This window comes from Pedobacter sp., assembly GCF_035566355.1.
GTDB lineage: Bacteria > Bacteroidota > Bacteroidia > Sphingobacteriales > Sphingobacteriaceae > Pedobacter.
The window spans coordinates 1-18428 of record NZ_DATMRL010000125.1 but is presented as its reverse complement, the minus strand read 5'-3'; the positions used below and the strand labels follow the sequence as shown (position 1 = coordinate 18428).

The 18428-nt window shown below is 42.0% G+C and carries 17 protein-coding genes, 1 tRNA gene and 1 pseudogene; 11 read left to right on the top strand and 8 right to left on the bottom strand.

Annotation, left to right across the window (positions count from 1 at the left end; all coding sequences use genetic code 11):
* The 6 genes and pseudogenes from VNZ46_RS04940 to VNZ46_RS04915 all read left to right on the top strand — a co-directional run.
* Positions 1 to 579, top strand: a pseudogene (locus tag VNZ46_RS04940) (acetylornithine carbamoyltransferase); the annotation flags it as partial.
* Positions 580 to 591: 12 nt separating this feature from the next.
* Positions 592 to 1380 carry an acetylglutamate kinase gene (gene argB, locus VNZ46_RS04935; RefSeq protein WP_325559017.1) on the top strand — a complete coding sequence of 263 codons (789 nt, stop codon included), beginning with the start codon at positions 592 to 594 and terminating at the stop codon, positions 1378 to 1380.
* Positions 1381 to 1383: 3 nt separating this feature from the next.
* Positions 1384 to 2202, top strand: coding sequence for a pyrroline-5-carboxylate reductase (proC, locus tag VNZ46_RS04930; RefSeq protein ID WP_325559016.1), 819 nt, complete (start codon positions 1384 to 1386; stop codon positions 2200 to 2202).
* Between the two features lie 5 nt (positions 2203 to 2207).
* Positions 2208 to 3275 (top strand): M20 family metallo-hydrolase, encoded by a 1068-nt coding sequence (locus tag VNZ46_RS04925; protein ID WP_325559015.1) that lies wholly within the window; start codon positions 2208 to 2210, stop codon positions 3273 to 3275.
* Positions 3276 to 3361: 86 nt separating this feature from the next.
* On the top strand, positions 3362 to 4693 hold the full coding sequence (gene argH / locus VNZ46_RS04920) for an argininosuccinate lyase (protein WP_325559014.1): 1332 nt from the start codon (positions 3362 to 3364) through the stop codon (positions 4691 to 4693).
* Between the two features lie 27 nt (positions 4694 to 4720).
* Positions 4721 to 5974, top strand: coding sequence for a pyridoxal phosphate-dependent aminotransferase (locus VNZ46_RS04915; protein ID WP_325559013.1), 1254 nt, complete (start codon positions 4721 to 4723; stop codon positions 5972 to 5974).
* 50 nt (positions 5975 to 6024) lie between these two features.
* Here the strand turns inward: VNZ46_RS04915 and VNZ46_RS04910 are convergent, their stop codons facing one another.
* The gene (locus VNZ46_RS04910) at positions 6025 to 7605 is read right to left on the bottom strand and encodes a peptide chain release factor 3 (RefSeq protein WP_325559012.1); all 1581 of its coding nucleotides are present in this window, start codon (positions 7603 to 7605) and stop codon (positions 6025 to 6027) included.
* Positions 7606 to 7710: 105 nt separating this feature from the next.
* Positions 7711 to 9096 (bottom strand): DUF6600 domain-containing protein, encoded by a 1386-nt coding sequence (locus tag VNZ46_RS04905; RefSeq protein ID WP_325559011.1) that lies wholly within the window; start codon positions 9094 to 9096, stop codon positions 7711 to 7713.
* 347 nt (positions 9097 to 9443) lie between these two features.
* Here VNZ46_RS04905 and VNZ46_RS04900 point away from each other — a divergent pair, with 347 nt between their 5' ends.
* Complete coding sequence (locus VNZ46_RS04900; protein WP_325559010.1) at positions 9444 to 10157, top strand: SAM-dependent methyltransferase; 714 nt, start codon at positions 9444 to 9446, stop codon at positions 10155 to 10157.
* Here VNZ46_RS04900 and nadD read toward each other — a convergent pair.
* Genes nadD through VNZ46_RS04885 form a run of 3 tightly spaced genes read right to left on the bottom strand, consistent with a single transcriptional unit; the run spans position 10154 to position 12183 of the window.
* Complete coding sequence (gene nadD, locus VNZ46_RS04895) at positions 10154 to 10726, bottom strand: nicotinate (nicotinamide) nucleotide adenylyltransferase (RefSeq protein WP_325559009.1); 573 nt, start codon at positions 10724 to 10726, stop codon at positions 10154 to 10156. The two genes, VNZ46_RS04900 and nadD, sit on opposite strands and share 4 nt — an antisense overlap.
* Before the next feature lie 6 nt (positions 10727 to 10732).
* Entirely contained in the window at positions 10733 to 11302 is a 570-nt protein-coding gene (gene gmk, locus VNZ46_RS04890) for a guanylate kinase (protein WP_325559008.1), read from the bottom strand.
* A gap of 17 nt (positions 11303 to 11319) precedes the next feature.
* Complete coding sequence (locus tag VNZ46_RS04885) at positions 11320 to 12183, bottom strand: YicC/YloC family endoribonuclease (RefSeq protein WP_325559018.1); 864 nt, start codon at positions 12181 to 12183, stop codon at positions 11320 to 11322.
* A gap of 131 nt (positions 12184 to 12314) precedes the next feature.
* Between VNZ46_RS04885 and VNZ46_RS04880 the strand changes: the two genes are divergently transcribed.
* Positions 12315 to 13022 (top strand): hypothetical protein, encoded by a 708-nt coding sequence (locus VNZ46_RS04880; protein ID WP_325559007.1) that lies wholly within the window; start codon positions 12315 to 12317, stop codon positions 13020 to 13022.
* Here the strand turns inward: VNZ46_RS04880 and rnc are convergent, their stop codons facing one another.
* Genes rnc through VNZ46_RS04865 form a run of 3 tightly spaced genes read right to left on the bottom strand, consistent with a single transcriptional unit; the run spans position 13023 to position 15299 of the window.
* Positions 13023 to 13751 carry a ribonuclease III gene (gene rnc / locus VNZ46_RS04875; RefSeq protein WP_325559006.1) on the bottom strand — a complete coding sequence of 243 codons (729 nt, stop codon included), beginning with the start codon at positions 13749 to 13751 and terminating at the stop codon, positions 13023 to 13025.
* 28 nt (positions 13752 to 13779) lie between these two features.
* Positions 13780 to 15033, bottom strand: a complete 1254-nt coding sequence (fabF, locus tag VNZ46_RS04870) for a beta-ketoacyl-ACP synthase II (protein ID WP_325559005.1) — start codon at positions 15031 to 15033, stop codon at positions 13780 to 13782.
* A gap of 29 nt (positions 15034 to 15062) precedes the next feature.
* Complete coding sequence (locus tag VNZ46_RS04865) at positions 15063 to 15299, bottom strand: acyl carrier protein (RefSeq protein WP_031266521.1); 237 nt, start codon at positions 15297 to 15299, stop codon at positions 15063 to 15065.
* A 158-nt stretch (positions 15300 to 15457) separates the two neighbouring features.
* Here VNZ46_RS04865 and VNZ46_RS04860 point away from each other — a divergent pair, with 158 nt between their 5' ends.
* The 3 genes from VNZ46_RS04860 to VNZ46_RS04850 all read left to right on the top strand — a co-directional run bounded on the left by VNZ46_RS04860 (position 15458) and on the right by VNZ46_RS04850 (position 17582).
* Positions 15458 to 15877 (top strand): IPExxxVDY family protein, encoded by a 420-nt coding sequence (locus VNZ46_RS04860; RefSeq protein ID WP_325559004.1) that lies wholly within the window; start codon positions 15458 to 15460, stop codon positions 15875 to 15877.
* 137 nt (positions 15878 to 16014) lie between these two features.
* Positions 16015 to 17445 (top strand): pyruvate kinase, encoded by a 1431-nt coding sequence (gene pyk, locus VNZ46_RS04855; RefSeq protein ID WP_199075614.1) that lies wholly within the window; start codon positions 16015 to 16017, stop codon positions 17443 to 17445.
* Between the two features lie 46 nt (positions 17446 to 17491).
* Positions 17492 to 17582: transfer RNA gene (locus VNZ46_RS04850), tRNA-Ser, on the top strand.
* Positions 17583 to 18428 lie beyond the last annotated feature (846 nt).

The following is an 18428-nucleotide window of genomic DNA, read 5'->3' as shown; positions in this document are numbered from 1 at the left end:
TTTGTAAAATACTGTGGAGTACCTGTGGTGAGTCTGGAAAGCGCGACACGACATCCATTGCAAAGCCTTGCCGATTTGGTGACCATACAAGAGACCTGGAAGGCAACGGCTAAGCCGAAAGTTGTCCTGGCCTGGGCACCGCATGTGAAGGCTCTGCCTCAGGCGGTGCCAAATTCATTCTCCGAATGGATGTGTAAAGCACAGGAAGAAGGAATGCTCGATTTTACCATCGTTCATCCTGAAGGTTATGAGCTTTGCGAGGACTTTACACCGGGAGCGACCATCAGCCATAACCTGGAAGAAGCTTTAGAGGGCGCAGATTATATCTATGTAAAAAATTGGTCGAGTTTTAAGGAATATGGTAAGGTATTGACTTATCCCGACGGCTGGATGATGAACAATGAAAAGTTGAAGTTCAGCAATAATGCAAAAGTGATGCATTGTTTACCGGTAAGAAGAGATTTGGAACTGTCATCGGAAATCCTGGATGGACCGAACTCTTTGGTGATCCATGAGGCTGGCAATCGTTTATGGGCCGCCCAGGCTGTGCTGAAAAATCTGTTGCAAAATCTAACCTAGAACACAGAAGAGATGGAGCAGCTAACTATTGTGAAAATTGGCGGAAATGTCATTGACAATTCGGAAAACCTGCACCGGTTCTTACAGGACTTTACGGCGCTTTCCGGGAAAAAAATATTGGTTCATGGTGGCGGTAAAATCGCCACCGAACTGGGGACTTCACTTGGTGTAGAAGCGAAGATGGTAGAGGGCCGGAGGATTACTGATATAGAAACGCTTCGGGTGGTTACCATGGTCTATGCGGGGCTCATCAACAAGAATATGGTGGCTCAGCTTCAGTCCAAAGCCTGTAATGCTATAGGTTTGACAGGAGCAGACGGGAACATTATCACGGCGGTTAAGCGGCCGGTAAAAACCATCGACTACGGCTTTGTGGGAGATCTGGATGAAGCGTCAGTTTCATCGGAAACACTGACAAGTTTATTAGAAGCAGGGCTGGTGCCTGTGCTTTGTGCCATCACCCATGATGGAGACGGGCAATTGCTGAATACCAATGCGGATACCATAGCCTCTGCCGTTGCAGTAGCGATGTCTGCTGTTTATGACACCAGGCTGGTGTATTGCTTTGAGAAAAAAGGAGTACTAAGAGATGTGGAAGATGAATCTTCCCTGGTGCCAGAAATCAAAGCAGGGGATTTTGAAGGATTAAAGGAGCAGGGTGTGGTATCTGGAGGAATGATCCCTAAATTGCACAATGCATTTGAGGCGATAAAGAACGGGGTAAAAATGGTGTATATTGGGAAGGCGGATGAATTACCCCAGGTAAATACAAATGATTTTGGAACCAGGTTAATATCTTAAAACATGAAACAATATACAGGCAGGATTGCTATCCTAGGCAGTGGAAATATCGGACTGTCCCTGGCGAAGGGATTGGTGAAAGCAAATTATGTAGAAGCAGGTCAGATTTGCCTGACCAGGCGCAATACGGCAAACCTTTCCACTTTCTCTGCGCAGGGATTTGAAGTGACCAATGACAACGCGGCTGCGGTTGCAGCAGCTGATATTGTGGTGCTGGCTGTTCTTCCTCAGCAGCTAAATCAATTGCTGGAGCAGATCGTCGGAGCAGTGGATACCCACAAGCATTTGATCATTTCTGTAGCTTCAGGTGTAAGTTGTAACGACATCAAAGCCAAATTGACAGATGGGGTTCAGGTGATCAGGGCTATGCCAAATACGGCTATTGCCATCGGCCAGTCTATGACTTGTATCGCGAGCGATAATGCCACGGAAGCTAATATTGCCGAAGTCACCCGCATGCTGGAAACCGTAGGTTCTGTTGTAAAGATCAATGAAGACCTCATGACCTCTGCTACTGCTTTGTGTGCCTGTGGAATCGCTTTTTTCTTAAGAGCCATCCGTGCAGCTTCGCAGGGCGGGGTAGAAATTGGTTTTCATGCCGATGAAGCCCTTAAAATGGCGGTGCAGACAGCAAAAGGCGCTGCCGATCTGTTGTTGCAAATGGAGTCACATCCGGAACAGGAAATCGATAAAGTAACCTCACCAAAAGGCTGTACTATTGCCGGCTTAAATGAAATGGAACATAATGGTTTCAGTTCTTCCCTGATTAAAGGGATCAAATTATCTGCTTTGAAAGCAGGAAACTTATATACAAAAGAATAGATCATATGATAGAACAACTGCAAAAAGATAGTTTAGAATTGTTGAAAAGATTGATCGGTATTTCTTCTTTCAGTAAAGAAGAAGAAGGAACCGCTGACGTGATTGAGCAGTTTTTGCAGGATAAAGGGATCAAAACCCATCGTAAATTGAATAATATCTGGGCCTACAATCAATATTTTGACGCGTCCAAACCAACTTTGCTGCTTAATTCGCACCATGATACAGTAAAGCCAAATTCAGGTTATACCAGAGATCCTTTTTCTCCGGATGTAGTTGAGGGCAAGTTATATGGCCTGGGCAGTAACGATGCCGGTGGTTGTCTGGTATCCCTGATCGCTACATTTTTATATTTCAACGATCAGCAGGACCTAAGCTACAACCTTTGCCTGGCCACTACAGCCGAAGAGGAGATCTCCGGGAATAACGGGCTGGAATGCATCCTGCCAGAACTGGGTGAACTCGAATTTGCGATTGTAGGTGAGCCAACCCTCATGAATCTGGCAATTGCAGAACGTGGTCTTCTGGTACTGGATTGCGCTGTTCACGGAAAGGCAGGACATGCGGCCAGGGAAGAGGGAGATAATGCGATATACAAAGCACTTAAGGATATTGAATGGTTCCGGAATTACCGTTTTTCGAAAGTATCGGAAGTTTTTGGACCACTTAAAATGTCGGTCACCATTATAAATGCGGGGTCTCAGCATAATGTCGTGCCTGAACTTTGCACTTTTACTGTAGATGTCAGGGTAACCGATGCGTATACCAATGAAGAAGTATTGAAGATCATCAGAACGAATGTAGATTGTGAGGTTAAACCACGGTCCGTTCGTTTGAAACCATCCTCTATCGATAAAGCCCATCCACTGGTACAGTCAGGTATCGCTCTGGGAAGAACCACTTATGGTTCCCCGACGACCTCAGACCAGGCGCTGTTGAGTATACCCTCTGTAAAGGTTGGGCCTGGTGATTCTGCCCGGTCGCATATGGCAGACGAGTATGTTTTTGTGGACGAGATCGGAGAAGGTATACGATTGTATATAGAGATGCTAAAGCCTGTGATTAAGGGCAAATAAGGAGTATTAACCACCCTGTCGGTATTTATTATTACTTTTGCCCAAGTGCAGAGGAGAAAGAACGGCAGCGGAATAACTGAATATAAATGAAGATCTGGCAAAAAAATATAGAGGTTAACAAGGATATTGAAACGTTCACCGTAGGCAGAGACAGGGAACTGGATCTGGAAATGGCAGCATTCGATGTGCTGGGTTCACTTGCACATGTGGAGATGCTGGAAAGTATAGGCTTGCTGACTGCTGAAGAGCTTGCAGCCATCCAGAAAGAGCTTAAAAATATCTACAAAGATATTGAAGCAGGAAACTTTGTCATTGAGCAAAGCGTAGAAGATGTACACTCTCAGGTGGAGTGGTTACTGACACAGCGCATAGGCGAAGCAGGCAAAAAAATTCATAGCGGGCGCTCCCGTAACGACCAGGTTCTGGTCGATTTGAAATTGTTTTTCAGGAACAGGATCGAGGAAATGGTACATCATACGGAAGTGCTTTTTAAGCAGTTGATCTCCCTGAGCAATACACATAAAGATAAATTGTTACCTGGCTATACCCATTTGCAGATTGCTATGCCCTCTTCTTTTGGCTTGTGGTTTGGGGCCTATGCAGAAAGCCTGGTGGATGACCTGGAGCTGATGCTGGCCGCCTGGAAGGTGTGCAATAAAAATCCGCTTGGATCTGCTGCAGGTTATGGCTCTTCTTTTCCATTGAACAGAACGATGACCACTAATCTTCTTGGCTTTGAACACCTGAACTATAATGTTGTTTATGCACAGATGGGCAGGGGGAAAACAGAGCGTATACTGGCTCAGGCAATGTCTTCTGTTGCAGCTACACTGGCAAAAATGTCTATGGATGTATGTCTGTTTATCAACCAGAATTTTGGATTTATCAGCTTCCCGGATGAACTCACTACAGGATCGAGCATTATGCCTCATAAAAAGAACCCAGATGTATTTGAGCTGATCCGTTCACGTTGCAATAAGATTCAGGCGCTGCCAAATGAGATTGCCATGATGACCACTAATTTGCCATCAGGATACCACAGGGATTTACAGCTGTTAAAAGAAAATCTTTTTCCAGCCATCACTTCTCTGAACGAATGCCTGGAAATTGCCACCTATATGTTGCAGAACATCAGCATAAAAAGTGATATTCTGGCTGATAAAAAATACGCCTACTTATTTAGTGTGGAGGTAGTGAATGACCTCGCATTGAAAGGCGTTCCTTTCAGGGAAGCCTATAAGATAGTAGGAGAAAGTATAGAAAACGGCACCTTTGTGCCAAATACAAAGGTGAACCATACGCATGAAGGCAGTATAGGTAATCTTGGCAATGAAGAAATAGAAAAAATGATGGGGACCGTACTGGCCCAGTTTAAATTTGAACAGACTAAAGAGGCCATAGAGAAATTACTGGCCTGAATTTTTAATCCTAATACATAAAATAGAATGAAAGTATCTGCACTAGCAAGTTCGCTTATTGGCTCTGAGATCATTAAAATTGGTAACGAGGTGAACGAGATGAAGCGTAAGGGCGCGTCCATCGCTAATTTAACCATTGGTGATTTTGATTCTTCCATTTATCCGATTCCGACAGAACTAAAAGCCGGTATCGTGGAAGCCTATCATCAGAATCAAACGAATTATCCGCCTGCAGATGGCGTATTGTCACTCAGAGAAACTGTTTCTGATTTGCTTAAGGATCGTTTTGATCTGGAATATGCGTCCAATAGTATTTTGGTTTCTGGCGGCTCACGCCCTTTGATCTATGCGACCTATCTGGCGCTGGTTGACCCGGGAGACACGGTTGTTTTCCCTGCTCCGTCCTGGAACAATAACCATTACGGCCACTTGACTTCTGCAAAGGTTATTGCGGTAGAAACTCAGGCTGAAAATAATTTTATGCCCACTGCAGCGCAGCTGAAACCACATTTGAAAGGAGCAACCTTACTGGCTTTATGTTCTCCTTTAAATCCTACAGGTACCATGTTTACTGCAGAGCAGCTGGAAGAGATCTGCGATGTTGTTCTGGAAGAAAATAAATCAAGAAAACCAGGGGAGAAGGCATTATACATCATGTATGACCAAATGTATTCTTTACTTACTTTTGGAAAGGCGCATGTAAACCCTGTTGGCCTGCGTCCGGAAATGAGAGATTATACCATTTTTGTGGATGGCAGTTCCAAATGTCTTGCTGCAACTGGTGTGCGTGTAGGCTGGGGATTCGGACCTGCAGAGATTATTGATAAAATGAAAGCTATTGTTGGCCACATGGGTGCCTGGGCCCCTAAAGCAGAGCAGGTAGCGATGGCAGGTTATTTTAAGGATAAGGCACAGGTAAATACTTTCCTGACAAGCTTTAAGCAGAAGATACAAGACAGTTTAAATGCGCTTTATGAAGGATTTAATGCCTTAAAGAACGAAGGATTCCAGGTGGACGCAGTGGAGCCGATGGGTGCCATTTATCTGACAATTAAGATCGATTATATTGGTAAAACAACGCCAGAGGGACAGTTGCTGAAAGACAGTGCTGATGTGAACTTTTATTTGATCAGAGAAGCCCAGGCTGCCCTGGTCCCATTCTCTGCCTTTGGTAATGATGATGATATGCCTTGGTTCAGAGCTTCTGTTGGTGCATGCTCATTACAAGACATTAAAGATATGATGCCAAGGATTAAAGCCGCTTTGAGCAAACTAAAATAAGACTTTAATCTTTATAAAAAGGCCGGTTGAAATGCATCAACCGGCCTTTTTTATTTAAATTCAGACGTTTTATGGAATTCGATATCCGGATAATCCCTCATGGTCATATTGATCATAAAATCATTATCCGCAAGATAAACCGGATTTCCGTCTTTGTCTTCGCCAATATGCTGCTGTTTACGTTTTAAAAACTCTTCCAGCTTCTTTTTGTCTTTAGAGGTCACCCAATTTGATCTGCCATAACTTAAGGTCCTGAAAAAAGCTTTGGCACCATATTCATGCTCCAGACGGAAGGCAATTACCTCAAACTGAAGCTCACCAACCGCACCAATGATCTTACGGTTTCCTGGCTGCTGGGTAAAGAGCTGTGCTACCCCTTCTTCTGTAAGCTGCTGTATGCCTTTTTCCAGCTGTTTTGTTTTGAGAGGATCTCTGTTCTCTACTTCCTTAAATATTTCAGGAGAGAAGCTGGGAATGCCCTTAAATTGCAATTGTTCTCCTTCTGTAAGGGTATCTCCAATTTTGAAGTTTCCGCTATCGTATAATCCGACTACGTCGCCTGGCCAGGCTTCTTCTACGATACTCTTTTCATTGGCCATGAAATCCATAGGATTGGAAAACTTCAGTTTCTTGTTCTGACGGGTGTGGAAATAGAATTTGTTACGTTCAAATTTACCGGAACATATTCTTAAAAATGCAATACGGTCACGGTGTTTAGGATCCAAATTGGCATGGATTTTAAATACAAAGCCGCTGAAATTCTTTTCATTCACCAAAACCTCCCGCTGTTCTGCTTCCCGGCTTTTCGGGCTGGGTGCAATTTTGATAAAGGTATCGAGTAGTTCTTTGATCCCAAAGTTGTTGATGGCACTTCCAAAAAAAACAGGGGCCAGTAACCCTTCGGTATACATACTTTGGTCCAGGTCTCCATAGACACCATGCACCAGTTCCAGATCACCTTTAAGGTTTTCGAGTTCGGCCGGTTTCAGAAAGTTCTCCAGGTTTTTATCATTCAGGTCACTCACCTCAATCACCGGGTCGCTGATTTTTGTCTTATCCGGTTCGAAAAGATTCAGGTGTTTATTGTAAATACTGTAAACGCCTTTGAAAGTATGTCCCTGACCGATAGGCCAGGAGAGTGGACACAGACTGATGTTGAGTTTGTTTTCTATTTCATCCAGAAGGTCAAAGGCATCTTTACCCTCCCGGTCCATTTTATTGATAAAAATAATAACAGGCGTATTGCGCATGCGACATACCGCCATCAGTTTTTCTGTTTGTTCTTCGACACCTTTTACACAGTCGACCACCAGAATAACACTATCTACAGCCGATAAAGTTCTGTAAGTGTCTTCCGCAAAATCCTTGTGTCCGGGTGTATCCAGGATATTGATTCTTTTGCCGCTGTATTCAAAGCCCATAACGGAAGTCGCAACGGAGATTCCGCGTTGTTTTTCAATTTCCATAAAATCGGAAGTATTGCTTTGATTGGCTTTATTGCGTTTTACCGCACCTGCGGTATTAATAGCGCCCCCAAAAAGCAGGAACTTTTCAGTTAATGTTGTTTTACCAGCATCGGGGTGACTTATAATGGCAAATGTTTTTCGTTTTTCTATTTCCGGGTGAATCATAAAGAGTTAAGCATCTTTGCTTGTTGAGGCTGCAAAGATAAAGAAAAAAATAAGGTATCTGTTTTAGAAAACAGATACCTTACAAAGCCCTTTTAAAAGGGGATATTAATTTCTCTCCGATCTGGATCCTCTATCTCCTCTGTTTTGTTGCTCAGGAGCCCTGGTTTCTCTTGGCGGAGCACTTTGCTGAACCCTTTGAGGTCTTGGCTGCTGTGGCTGCGCCTGAGGGCGTTGAGGCTGTGCCTGAGGTTGTGCCTGAGGTTGTGGCTGTCTTTCCGGCCTTTGATATTGTGGCTGCTGCTGAGGTTGCTGTGGTTGTTGTTGAGGTTGCTGCGGCTGAACGGGTCTGGTTTGCCAGCGTTGAGGCTGGTATTGCCTAGATGTACCTTCAGGACGGGTCTGACCTTCCGGCCTTTGCCATTGCTGAGTTGAAGATGTTCTGTCCGTTCTGGACGGAGGAGCAGCATTACCCGCTGTATTACCTTGTTCGTTCACAGGCTGAGTACCCACCCTGGACGGACGGCCATTATCTGGTCTATTATAATCTCTGCCTGGACTTACCCCAGGACGAGTGTTGCCATCGTTAGGTACAGTAGTCGTTGACACCCTTTCTCCACGGTTTCCGTTGACGTTGTTGTTTCTATCATTACCTATGTTACCTATACTGGTTGGACGTCCGCCACGGTCGCCTCTGCTGGCAGTATAGGTGCTTTCAGAACTTACATTCCTTGGCGCCGCAGGCCTTCCATCATTTCCTCTTGACGGTCTTGGGTTATAAATATTTACGGTATTGTTCGTCACGCCCCCGCGATCAGGTCTGCTGGTTCTGTTGACATTATAAATCCTCACGTCCCGGTTGGTGGCACGTCTGATATCATCACGTCCAGGGCCGGTAAAATAGGTGTTTCTACCGCCACGGTAAACGTTGTTGATAATGGTCGTGTTGTTAATGATGGTGACATTATTATAGCCTCCATATCTTGGAAAACGATCATAGTAGATATTACTTTGAGGTACGAAGCACCACCAGGAGTTTGGAATTCGGTAACCACCCCCAAAGTTAATATTGATATTTATGCCCGGGGCTAGTGGTGCCCAGCCATAATATCCGCCACCACTTCTCCAGCTTACCCAGGCAGGTCCCCAGGTCGTATCCGGAATCCATAGCCATTCATTATAACGGTTATAGACCCACCGGCCATAGTGGAAAGGAGCCCAGCCCCAATTGTAATCAGAAACCCAGGTATTACCATATTCTGTCATGACCCACCGGCCATTGGTGTAATAAGGTCTGAAATCCGACTGGTCAACATCGGGTCTCCATACATAACCATATTGCGAATCCTGTATCCAGGTTCCGTAAGGGGATAATTCATCGTAAAAAGTCTGCATGGAAACATCCTCTTCTTGTGCCGCCACTTTTTGTACGGCCCCGGTGAGCAGGAGTACGAGTCCTAACACTAATACCGGTAGTTTAAACAATCTTTTCATTTGTGTGTGTGTTTATGTTAACCTAACTTAACTGTATCAATTTGAGTTCCAAATACTGTAATGGTTTAATTATATATGGAATATTGCACTAAAATTATGATAAAGGGCACAATTATATTGCTTAAGTGTGCAGTATTGCAAGCATAAATTTGTATTTATTAATATACAATGACTGCCATATTGAAATAAAAATGGTTCAGTCCCATCCGAACTGAAAATCAAGTATATAAAGAATATTTTGTTCTGTTGGCTCTTTACCGGTAATTATTTTATTCTTTTGCAGATCGCTTTTAGCAGACCGTGCTTTTTGCGCAAAGTTAAAATGCATTAGAAAAACGATACAATTCATGAAAACCGGTACCCTTTATCTTGTTCCAGTCCCATTAGCAGAACAGGCTGCTTCAAAATCTTTTATGCCCTTTGTGGTGGACACCATCAATGCGATCGACACTTATATTGTTGAAAATGAAAAGACCGCCCGTAAATTTCTTAAAGAAGCGGGCTTAAAACGGCCGCAAAGTGAACTGATCATCCATGATTACGGAAAACATAAGCGGAGTTCCTCTCTGGCACCCTTTTTTAAAGAGCTGATGAGCGGGAAAGATGTAGGTTTAATGAGTGAAGCCGGTTGTCCGGGGGTGGCCGACCCGGGGGCTGACGTTGTGGCAGAAGCGCACAGAAGAGGGATTAAAGTGGTACCTCTGGTAGGACCAAACTCCATTCTGCTGGCTTTGATGGCTTCTGGCTTTAATGGTCAGAGTTTTACCTTCCACGGTTATTTGCCTATTGACAAAGTGCAAAGGGGAAAGCGGATTAAGGAGCTGGAGCAACTGGCACAAAAATATCAGCAAACGCAATTGTTTATAGAAACCCCATTTAGAAACAACCAGTTGCTGGAAGATGTGCTAAAAAATGCAATGCCCCAAACCTTGCTTTGCGTGGCCTGCAACCTGACAGGTGAAGACGAATATATTAAAACACAATCTGTGGCATTTTGGAAAAAAGAAAGGATTGATCTCCATAAGAAACCAGCGATCTTTTTATTGTACCGTCAATTTTAGCGGTACATATTTTTACCCTCTATAAAGGCAAGAACATTATCCGGGAGAAAATACTGCACATTTTTTCCTTCCTGGATGGCTTTGCGGATAAAAGTAGATGAAATGTCCATTTGAGGGGTTTCTGTAACTTGAATAGATGGATGGTCCTTCCACGAAGAGAGATCTGCACCAGGTCTGGGATAAACATAAATCTGGTGATTTTGAAGGATTACCTCATAGTTCTTCCATTTTTTCAGTGAGACGAGGTTATCTGCACCCATAATTAATGCAAAAGATCTGCCTGGATACTTTTCCTGCAAATAGGCCAGTGTATCCACTGTATAGGAGGGTTGAGGCAAACCGAATTCAATATTGCTGACCTTCAGTTTTTCTGAATTTTCTGTGGCCAGTCTCACCATCTCCAGGCGGTCATACATATTGGACAGACCTTTTTTGTTCTTTAAAGGATTGTGTGGTGACACCACCATCCATACTTCATCCAGATCCGTAAAACCAGCCATATAACTGGCAATAATGAGGTGTCCGGTATGAACAGGGTTAAAAGAACCGAAAAAAAGGCCTGTCTTCATAGTCGGTTATTGACTTAAGAAATCACCAATCAGTTTTTCAGCTTCTGCACAGGCGGTGTCCAGATCAAAATTTTTCAGGACAACGTCAAACTTATCTGCGTATTTAAGCTCTTTTTCTGCCTTTATAAAGCGTTCCTGTAGCTTTTCTTCACTGTCTGTTCCTCTTCCGCTTAAACGCTCCTTTAAAATCTCCAATGACGGTGGTTGTACAAAAATAGCCAGTGCGTGTGCTTCGTACTTTCTTTTTAAACGGAGTCCACCCTCTACGTCAATATCAAAGATCACATGTTTGCCTTCATCCCAGATCCTCTGGATCTCAGAACGCAGGGTGCCATAGAAAGTACCGTTATAGACTTCTTCAAATTCTACGAACTCCTGGTGAGCAACTTTATGAAGAAATGCTTCTTTGGAGATAAAATAATAATCTTTTTCATGTTGCTCATCGCCTCTGGCTTCTCGGGTGGTGGCTGAAATAGAGAAGCTTAAAGAGGGAAACTTTTTAAGCAGATGTTTTACGATGGTTGTTTTACCAGCTCCGGAAGGTGCTGAAAATATAATGAGTTTACCTTGTTTCATTGATGTTTATTCAAATACTAAAGTACGTTTAGCAATTGTTCCTTGATTTTTTCTAATTCTTCCTTCATACCCACAACCAATTGCTGGATTTGAGCGTCATTTGCTTTTGCGCCCATGGTATTGATCTCTCTCCCAATCTCCTGTGAAATAAAACCTAATTTTTTGCCATTGGCATCCTTGCTTTTTAACGTTTCAATGAAATAATCACAATGACTTTTTAAGCGGATCTTCTCTTCTGTAATGTCTAGTTTATCAATGTAATAAATCAGCTCCTGTTCCAGACGGTTTTGGTCAACACTCATTTTGCCTACGTTATCTTCCAGAAACTGGTTTAACCTTGCCCGGATCTGCGGAATTCTTAAAGGTTCAAGGACTTCAACCTGAGCAAAGAAGCTCAGGATATTTTTGATGCGGAGCTCCAGATCTGTTTTAAGCACCCGGCCTTCATCTTCCCTGAAACGGTTAAATTCCTGAAGAGCCTTGTTAAACGTGCTGTATAGAATATCCCAGTCCGCTTCATTAACCTCTTCGTCGCTATAGTTTACCACATCCGGAAAATTCAGCGCAGCTTGCAATAAATTGCTGGAATTGGCACCTAAGTCCCGGTTAATGGCCTCTAACTGCTTATAGTATCTGCTCAGCAGCGCTGCGTTGATCTGTGCACCTTTCAATTGCTCATCACTGCGTTCAATATTGACAGAAACATTTACTTTCCCCCGTTCAATATCCTTACTGCAAACATTGCGTAAAAAGAGTTCTTTTTCTGAAAAAGCCCGGGGCAACTTCAGGCTGAGCTCTAAAAACTTACTGTTCAGAGATTTGATCTCTACCGCAAATTTCACATTCTGATGATCCGTAGAGGCCAGGCCGTAGCCTGTCATTGATTTTATCATGTGCAAAGATATAATTTATTGTGAAATGGTTGAAAAGTAGTCCATTTAACTTTTTTAACGTTTTTTTAACGTTATGGAAGAAAAACATTGGCTAAATTTGTGTAAATTAAACCTGCCCTATGAAATTAAAGCCCTTCTGTATACCCGCTACGCTATTGTTATTCATGGCTTTTAACGTGTCTGCCCAGCAAGGATTTATCCTTAAAGGTGTCGTTATGGAGCGGGGAACAACAAACCGCATTACTTCCGGAGAGGTGGTCAATAAAAGAACAGAGGGAAGTGTAAATACCAATGACCTTGGTTTATTCCAGATAAAAGTCAATTTGGGCGATACCTTGTTTGTTTTCAAAAATGAATTTGCGAATGCAGAAGTTGTTGTACAGTCCAATAAAGATCTGGTGATCTATCTCAACAGATCAACTAATCTTAGGGAAGTGAATATCTATGGAGAGTCAAAGAAACAGGAACTGGACGGAATGCGACAGGAGTACAGGAACAAGGGATCCTTCTACGCGGGCAAGCCGCCGTTATTATCCTATCTTTTTACTCCGCTTACAGCAATGTATGAACTGTTTGGTCGTACCCCCAAAAATGCACGTCATTTTGGGAAATTTTATTCCAATGAGTTGCAGCAAACCGAGATTGATGGCTTTTTTAATGAGTCTATTATTAAAAAGCATACCGACCTGAAAGATAAGGACCTGGAAAATTTTATGCTGAATTACAGGCCGGATTATAGTGTGGCCAGCAAGTGGACTGAATACGATGCCATCAAATACATCCGGGATTCTTACAAGAAATATACAGATACCCTGAGAAAGAAATAATTAGATGGATAAGGCTTCGCAGGTTTTTTCTGCAGCCAGTTTCTCTGCATTCTTTTTGTTATAGTCCCTTCCAACACCATAGCTCTCTCCGTCGATGACAGCTTGTATGGTAAAGAGTTTGGCACTTTCGCCTTCTCCATTATCAATCATATCGAAGGTAATGTCCTTGCCGTGGCGCTGGCACCATTCAATCAGTTTGCTTTTGAAATTGGTTTCAGTAAGCTCGAGGGTATGAATGTCAATATAAGGTTTGACAATACGTTTCAGAAGAAAGTCTTTGGTGAAATTGTAGCCTTTATCCAGATAAACGGCCCCAACCAGTGCTTCAAAGGCATCTCCAAGCATGGAATGATGTTTGGTTTGCATATTGACCATTTTCTGGTCAAAAACAATCAGCTGGTCAAAGCCCATTTTTCGGGCAAGCTGATTTAAATTGGCGCGGTTTACAATTTTCGAACGCATCTCCGTCAGAAAACCTTCCTCTTTATAAGGATAACTTTTAAACAGCAGTTCTGCAATGACCGAGCCAAGTATAGCGTCCCCTAAAAATTCGAGACGCTCATTACTACTTTTACTGCCGTTTTTAAGTGTTTTTGCTACAGACCGATGCCTGAATGCCATTTTGTATAAAATGGCATTACCAGGCACAAAGCCTAAAATATTCTTTAGCTTTCTTATAAACTCCCTATCTGGAGATAAATGGAGTTTATATAGGTTAAATAAAGGCATTGATTGTAGCAAATATCACTATTTGGTCTTATTCCTCGTATTTTTTAAAAATTACAGATGCGTTATGCCCTCCAAAACCGAAAGTATTACTTAATGCAGCGCGAACTTTACGTTTTTCAGCTTTATTAAATGTGAAATTCAGTTTCGAATCGAACTGTGGGTCATCCGTAAAGTGATTTATAGTTGGAGGCACAACATCATTTTTTACTGCAAGTATTGCAGCGATAGCTTCAACAGCACCGGCAGCACCCAGCAGGTGTCCCGTCATAGATTTTGTTGAGCTGATATTTAATTTATAAGCATCCTCACCAAAAAGGTCTACAATAGCCTGAGTTTCAGAAATATCTCCAAGAGGGGTAGAGGTTCCATGAACATTGATGTAATCAATATCGCTGGTAGACAATTTTGCATCGTTCAACGCATTTGTCATTACCATTTTGGCACCCAATCCTTGTGGATGAGGAGCCGTGATATGATTGGCATCAGCACTCATTCCGCCACCAATAATCTCAGCATAGATCTTCGCTCCGCGTTTCTTTGCATGTTCCAGTTCTTCCAGAATGATCGTTCCTGCACCTTCACCTGCAACAAAGCCGTCGCGGTCTTTGTCAAATGGTCGGGATGCTGTTGTTGGATCATCATTACGTGTAGAAAGGGCATGCATTGCGTTGAACCCGCCAATACCAGCTTCATTAATAATCGCCTCAGATCCGCCGCTGATGATTACATCCGACATTCCCAGACGGATATAATTATAAGCATCGATCATGGCGTTAGTAGAAGAAGCACAGGCAGATACCGTCGCGAAGTTTGGTCCTCTCAGACCATATTTTATAGAAATGTGACCGGGCACAATGTCTATGATCATTTTTGGAATGAAGAAAGGATTGATACGTGGAGTACCATCACCAGCAAAGAAATTCCTCATTTCCTCCAGAAAGGTTTTAATACCACCGATACCAGAGCCCCAGATCACACCAATACGATTGGTATCCAGCTGGGAAAAATCAAAATTACCATCCAGCACAGCTTCTGCCGTAGAAGCAATGGCATATTGAACAAATGGATCTAACTTGCGGGCCTCTTTTCTATCCATAAAATCTTCAGGATTGAAATTTTTGACCTCGCACGCAAATTTGGTTTTGAACTTTTCTGTGTCAAATCCTGTAATAGGCGCAGCGCCGCTCACACCATTTAACAAATTATCCCAGAAATCCGGGACGTTATTGCCAATTGGAGTGAGCGCACCTAAACCTGTAACTACTACTCTTTTTAATTCCATTTATACGGATTATACGGAGACCGTATGTTTTACTTTACGTTTTTCTCTAGATAAGCAACTGCTTGACCAACTGTACCAATGGTTTCAGCTTGATCATCAGGAATTGCTACATTGAATTCTTTTTCGAATTCCATGATAAGTTCCACAGTATCCAAAGAATCCGCACCCAAGTCGTTTGTGAAAGAAGCTTCCGGGGTAACCTCGCTCTCATCCACACCTAATTTTTCAACGATAATAGCCTTAACTCTTGAAGCAATATCAGACATAATGTTATAATTTAATGGTTAAATAATTCAGTGCAAAGAAAAATAAATTCTAACACATTTCAAATGTTTTTATTTCAGTACCAATTTTAATGTTTTTATTTCAAACCGGAAAGTAAAATTACTTTTATAATTTCGTAACCTAAAATAAAGCAGCTGTTTTGAACAAAACCTACCTGAAATTATCACTGGATCTGGACTTCATTCTGATTGCAATCACCGCATCCTTAAAGGATTACGTCCTTTGTCATAAGATCAATACCCAGTTGGGTTTTGACTTTGAAAGGATAGAGGAACACGAGGTCTATTTCAACGTTGATCAGGCACCTTTATCCTTCTCAAAATATTATTTTTATGTGGAACAAGGAGAGAATGAATATTTTATCGTAAGCAACCGTCATAGCGACGGATTTTTAATTCCGGAAATGAATAAGGTCGATTATTTTCTGATTATTCATCAGTTTTTAGATAAAGAAGACCTGAATTATATTTTGTCTGGATTGAACAAACTGCCTGATATTCAGGTTGCTGCGCAAATAGATCCCTATAAGCTCAAGTCGAAAGAAAATTTGATAATGTAAATTTTATATTGAAGGTGTATTAAATACACTATATTTGGTGTTACAATATTTTTTTAATAACAAAATTAACCGAATATATCCTTGGATTTTTTTCATTCCACAGCATATAAGGTTGGTTATAAATAAATGTAAAATTGATGAAACCTTTTCATTCCAGAACAAAAATAGTTGCCACGCTAGGACCGGCATCAGCCAAACCAGACGTTTTATTTAGCATGTTCAATGCCGGCTTAGATGTATGCAGGCTTAACTTTTCCCACGGTTCTCAGGCAGACCACCAGGAAGTATTGGATACCATCCGCGACCTGAACAAAAAACACAAATACAACGTGGGCATTTTAGCCGACCTGCAAGGGCCTAAAATCCGGATTGGAATGGTAAAAGACGGTGGTATTCATCTGGTTAACGGAAGCAAGACCATTATTACAACTAAAGAATGTATTGGTAACGAAGAGCGTATTTATATTACTTATGAGTCCTTTCCAAAGGATGTTAAAGCAGGCGAAATCATCCTTTTAGACGATGGAAAGCTGCAAATGCGTGTTATAGAGACCAATTTTGAAGACGAGGTGATCTGTGAAGTTGTTCACGGAGGTATCCTGACTTCAAGAAAAGGGGTAAACCTTCCAAACACAAAAGTATCCATCCCTTCACTGACGGTTGAAGACCGCAGTAATCTTGAATTTGTTCTTCAAAATGATGTAGAATGGATCGGACTTTCATTTGTCCGTAATGCAGCAGACATCATAGAACTTAAAGAAATCATTAAGGAAAGAGGTAAATCGGCCCGGGTGATTGCTAAAATTGAGAAGCCTGAAGCCATTGCAAATATTGATGAGATCATTGCTGTTTCAGACGGTATTATGGTTGCCCGTGGAGATCTTGGAGTAGAAATGCCAATGGAAGAAGTTCCTTTGCTGCAAAAAATGATCGTTAAAAAATGCCGTGCAGCCTCTAAACCAGTGATCATTGCGACACAAATGCTGGAAAGCATGATCACCACCCCAAGACCAACACGTGCGGAGGTGAATGATGTGGCGAATTCTGTACTGGATGGTGCTGATGCGGTGATGTTAAGCGGAGAAACCTCTGTTGGAGAGTTTCCTCTGATCGTTATCGAGACGATGCAAAAGATCGTTCAGAACATCGAGCAAAATAATTATCCTTTCCACTCAGATAAATTCATTAAGCAAAATTCAGATACGTTCCTGAGCGATGCCATTTGTGAAACTGCAAGCGCACTTTCTAAACAAACCAACGCAGTAGGAATTGTTTCCATGACGGTAAGCGGGTATACTGCATTTGAAATTTCAAGCCACAGGCCAAAAGCTTTGACCTATATTTTTACCAGCAATGAGAACCTTTTAAACACATTGAGCCTGGTTTGGGGTGTTCAAGGCTTTTATTATGATAAATTTGAAAGTACTGACGAAACCATCCTGGACGTGAACAGCATCCTTAAAAAGAATAAGCTGATTAAGAAAGGCGACGTGGTGATCAACACTGCTGCGATCCCGATGGAGCGTAAAGGAAAGACGAATATGGTAAAAATCACAGTTATTGATTAATTATTCGCAGGATTCAAAATTTTTTATACTTTTGCAATCCTGAAAAGGAGAGTTGTCCGAGTGGTCGAAGGAGCACGCCTGGAAAGTGTGTATACTCCAAAAGGGTATCGAGAGTTCGAATCTCTCACTCTCCGCCATCCTAAACGGGATTTAGCCTCTAGCAAATAGCTAGGGGCTTTTTTGTTGCTTTTAATTTCAATGGGTAGTAGATTAGGTAGTAGATTTGACTGTGAAATTTAAAATTCTGTAGCTATATTTGAGCCTGTACTTTGTCGCTATTGTACAAAACCTAAAAGGAGGCGTTAAATAAAGCGTCTCCTTTTTATTTGTTCAATGGCTATGTCTTTTGATTTTGTTGGTTGTGGGGCTTGTATTGAGCTTGGTTGATGATTTCTAAGTGGTTAAGTGTATTCTGTAATCAAGTTGTACATATCTATTTCTTGAAAAAGATGATCTCTCTTACGTATCTTAGGACGGGGATTAATTAAATATTGGCCCACCCGGTTGAACATAAACGGTTTTAAAAAGTAGAATGATGGGGGGCATATATAGGGGATAACCTCTCTGACGTAGTAGAAATATGAATAATGACTACCAAAATCTTATCAGACTTATAACATTATCTCAAAATGCTGTTTTTTATGAGGTTGGAAAGTCAATGGCTCTAACTCGAGTTGATATTGAAATCTTATCATATGCTAGTACGCGGGATATGTTTAATGCGTACCAGGTTAGAAAATACTTTCCAAATATAAACCCCCAACGAATTGCAAGGACAGTTAAGAAGCTTATAGCTATGAATGCCTTAGAACAAGTTGGGAGGGGGGCAAATGGAAGATTTGCTGTCTATATGCTGACAATCAATGGGAATGAATATTTGGATAAGTATCTAATATTTATGCAGTGTAAACTCGGGCAGGCTAACCAGTGATTGGAATTAACGCAAAAAGTTAATTCCAAGAATACGGGGGATAAATAGGCGC

Excerpts from the sequence above, each read along its gene's own strand:
- VNZ46_RS04880 (WP_325559007.1), top strand. The coding sequence starts at position 12,315 with ATGAAATTAAAGCCCTTCTGTATACCCGCTACGCTATTGTTATTCATG.
- gmk (WP_325559008.1), bottom strand. The coding sequence starts at position 11,302 with ATGAAACAAGGTAAACTCATTATATTTTCAGCACCTTCCGGAGCTGGT.
- VNZ46_RS04900 (WP_325559010.1), top strand. The coding sequence starts at position 9,444 with ATGAAAACCGGTACCCTTTATCTTGTTCCAGTCCCATTAGCAGAACAG.
- argB (WP_325559017.1), top strand. The coding sequence starts at position 592 with ATGGAGCAGCTAACTATTGTGAAAATTGGCGGAAATGTCATTGACAAT.
- fabF (WP_325559005.1), bottom strand. The coding sequence starts at position 15,033 with ATGGAATTAAAAAGAGTAGTAGTTACAGGTTTAGGTGCGCTCACTCCA.
- pyk (WP_199075614.1), top strand. The coding sequence starts at position 16,015 with ATGAAACCTTTTCATTCCAGAACAAAAATAGTTGCCACGCTAGGACCG.
- VNZ46_RS04865 (WP_031266521.1), bottom strand. The coding sequence starts at position 15,299 with ATGTCTGATATTGCTTCAAGAGTTAAGGCTATTATCGTTGAAAAATTA.
- VNZ46_RS04885 (WP_325559018.1), bottom strand. The coding sequence starts at position 12,183 with ATGACAGGCTACGGCCTGGCCTCTACGGATCATCAGAATGTGAAATTT.
- nadD (WP_325559009.1), bottom strand. The coding sequence starts at position 10,726 with ATGAAGACAGGCCTTTTTTTCGGTTCTTTTAACCCTGTTCATACCGGA.
- VNZ46_RS04905 (WP_325559011.1), bottom strand. The coding sequence starts at position 9,096 with ATGAAAAGATTGTTTAAACTACCGGTATTAGTGTTAGGACTCGTACTC.
- VNZ46_RS04925 (WP_325559015.1), top strand. The coding sequence starts at position 2,208 with ATGATAGAACAACTGCAAAAAGATAGTTTAGAATTGTTGAAAAGATTG.
- VNZ46_RS04910 (WP_325559012.1), bottom strand. The coding sequence starts at position 7,605 with ATGATTCACCCGGAAATAGAAAAACGAAAAACATTTGCCATTATAAGT.
- proC (WP_325559016.1), top strand. The coding sequence starts at position 1,384 with ATGAAACAATATACAGGCAGGATTGCTATCCTAGGCAGTGGAAATATC.
- argH (WP_325559014.1), top strand. The coding sequence starts at position 3,362 with ATGAAGATCTGGCAAAAAAATATAGAGGTTAACAAGGATATTGAAACG.
- rnc (WP_325559006.1), bottom strand. The coding sequence starts at position 13,751 with ATGCCTTTATTTAACCTATATAAACTCCATTTATCTCCAGATAGGGAG.
- VNZ46_RS04915 (WP_325559013.1), top strand. The coding sequence starts at position 4,721 with ATGAAAGTATCTGCACTAGCAAGTTCGCTTATTGGCTCTGAGATCATT.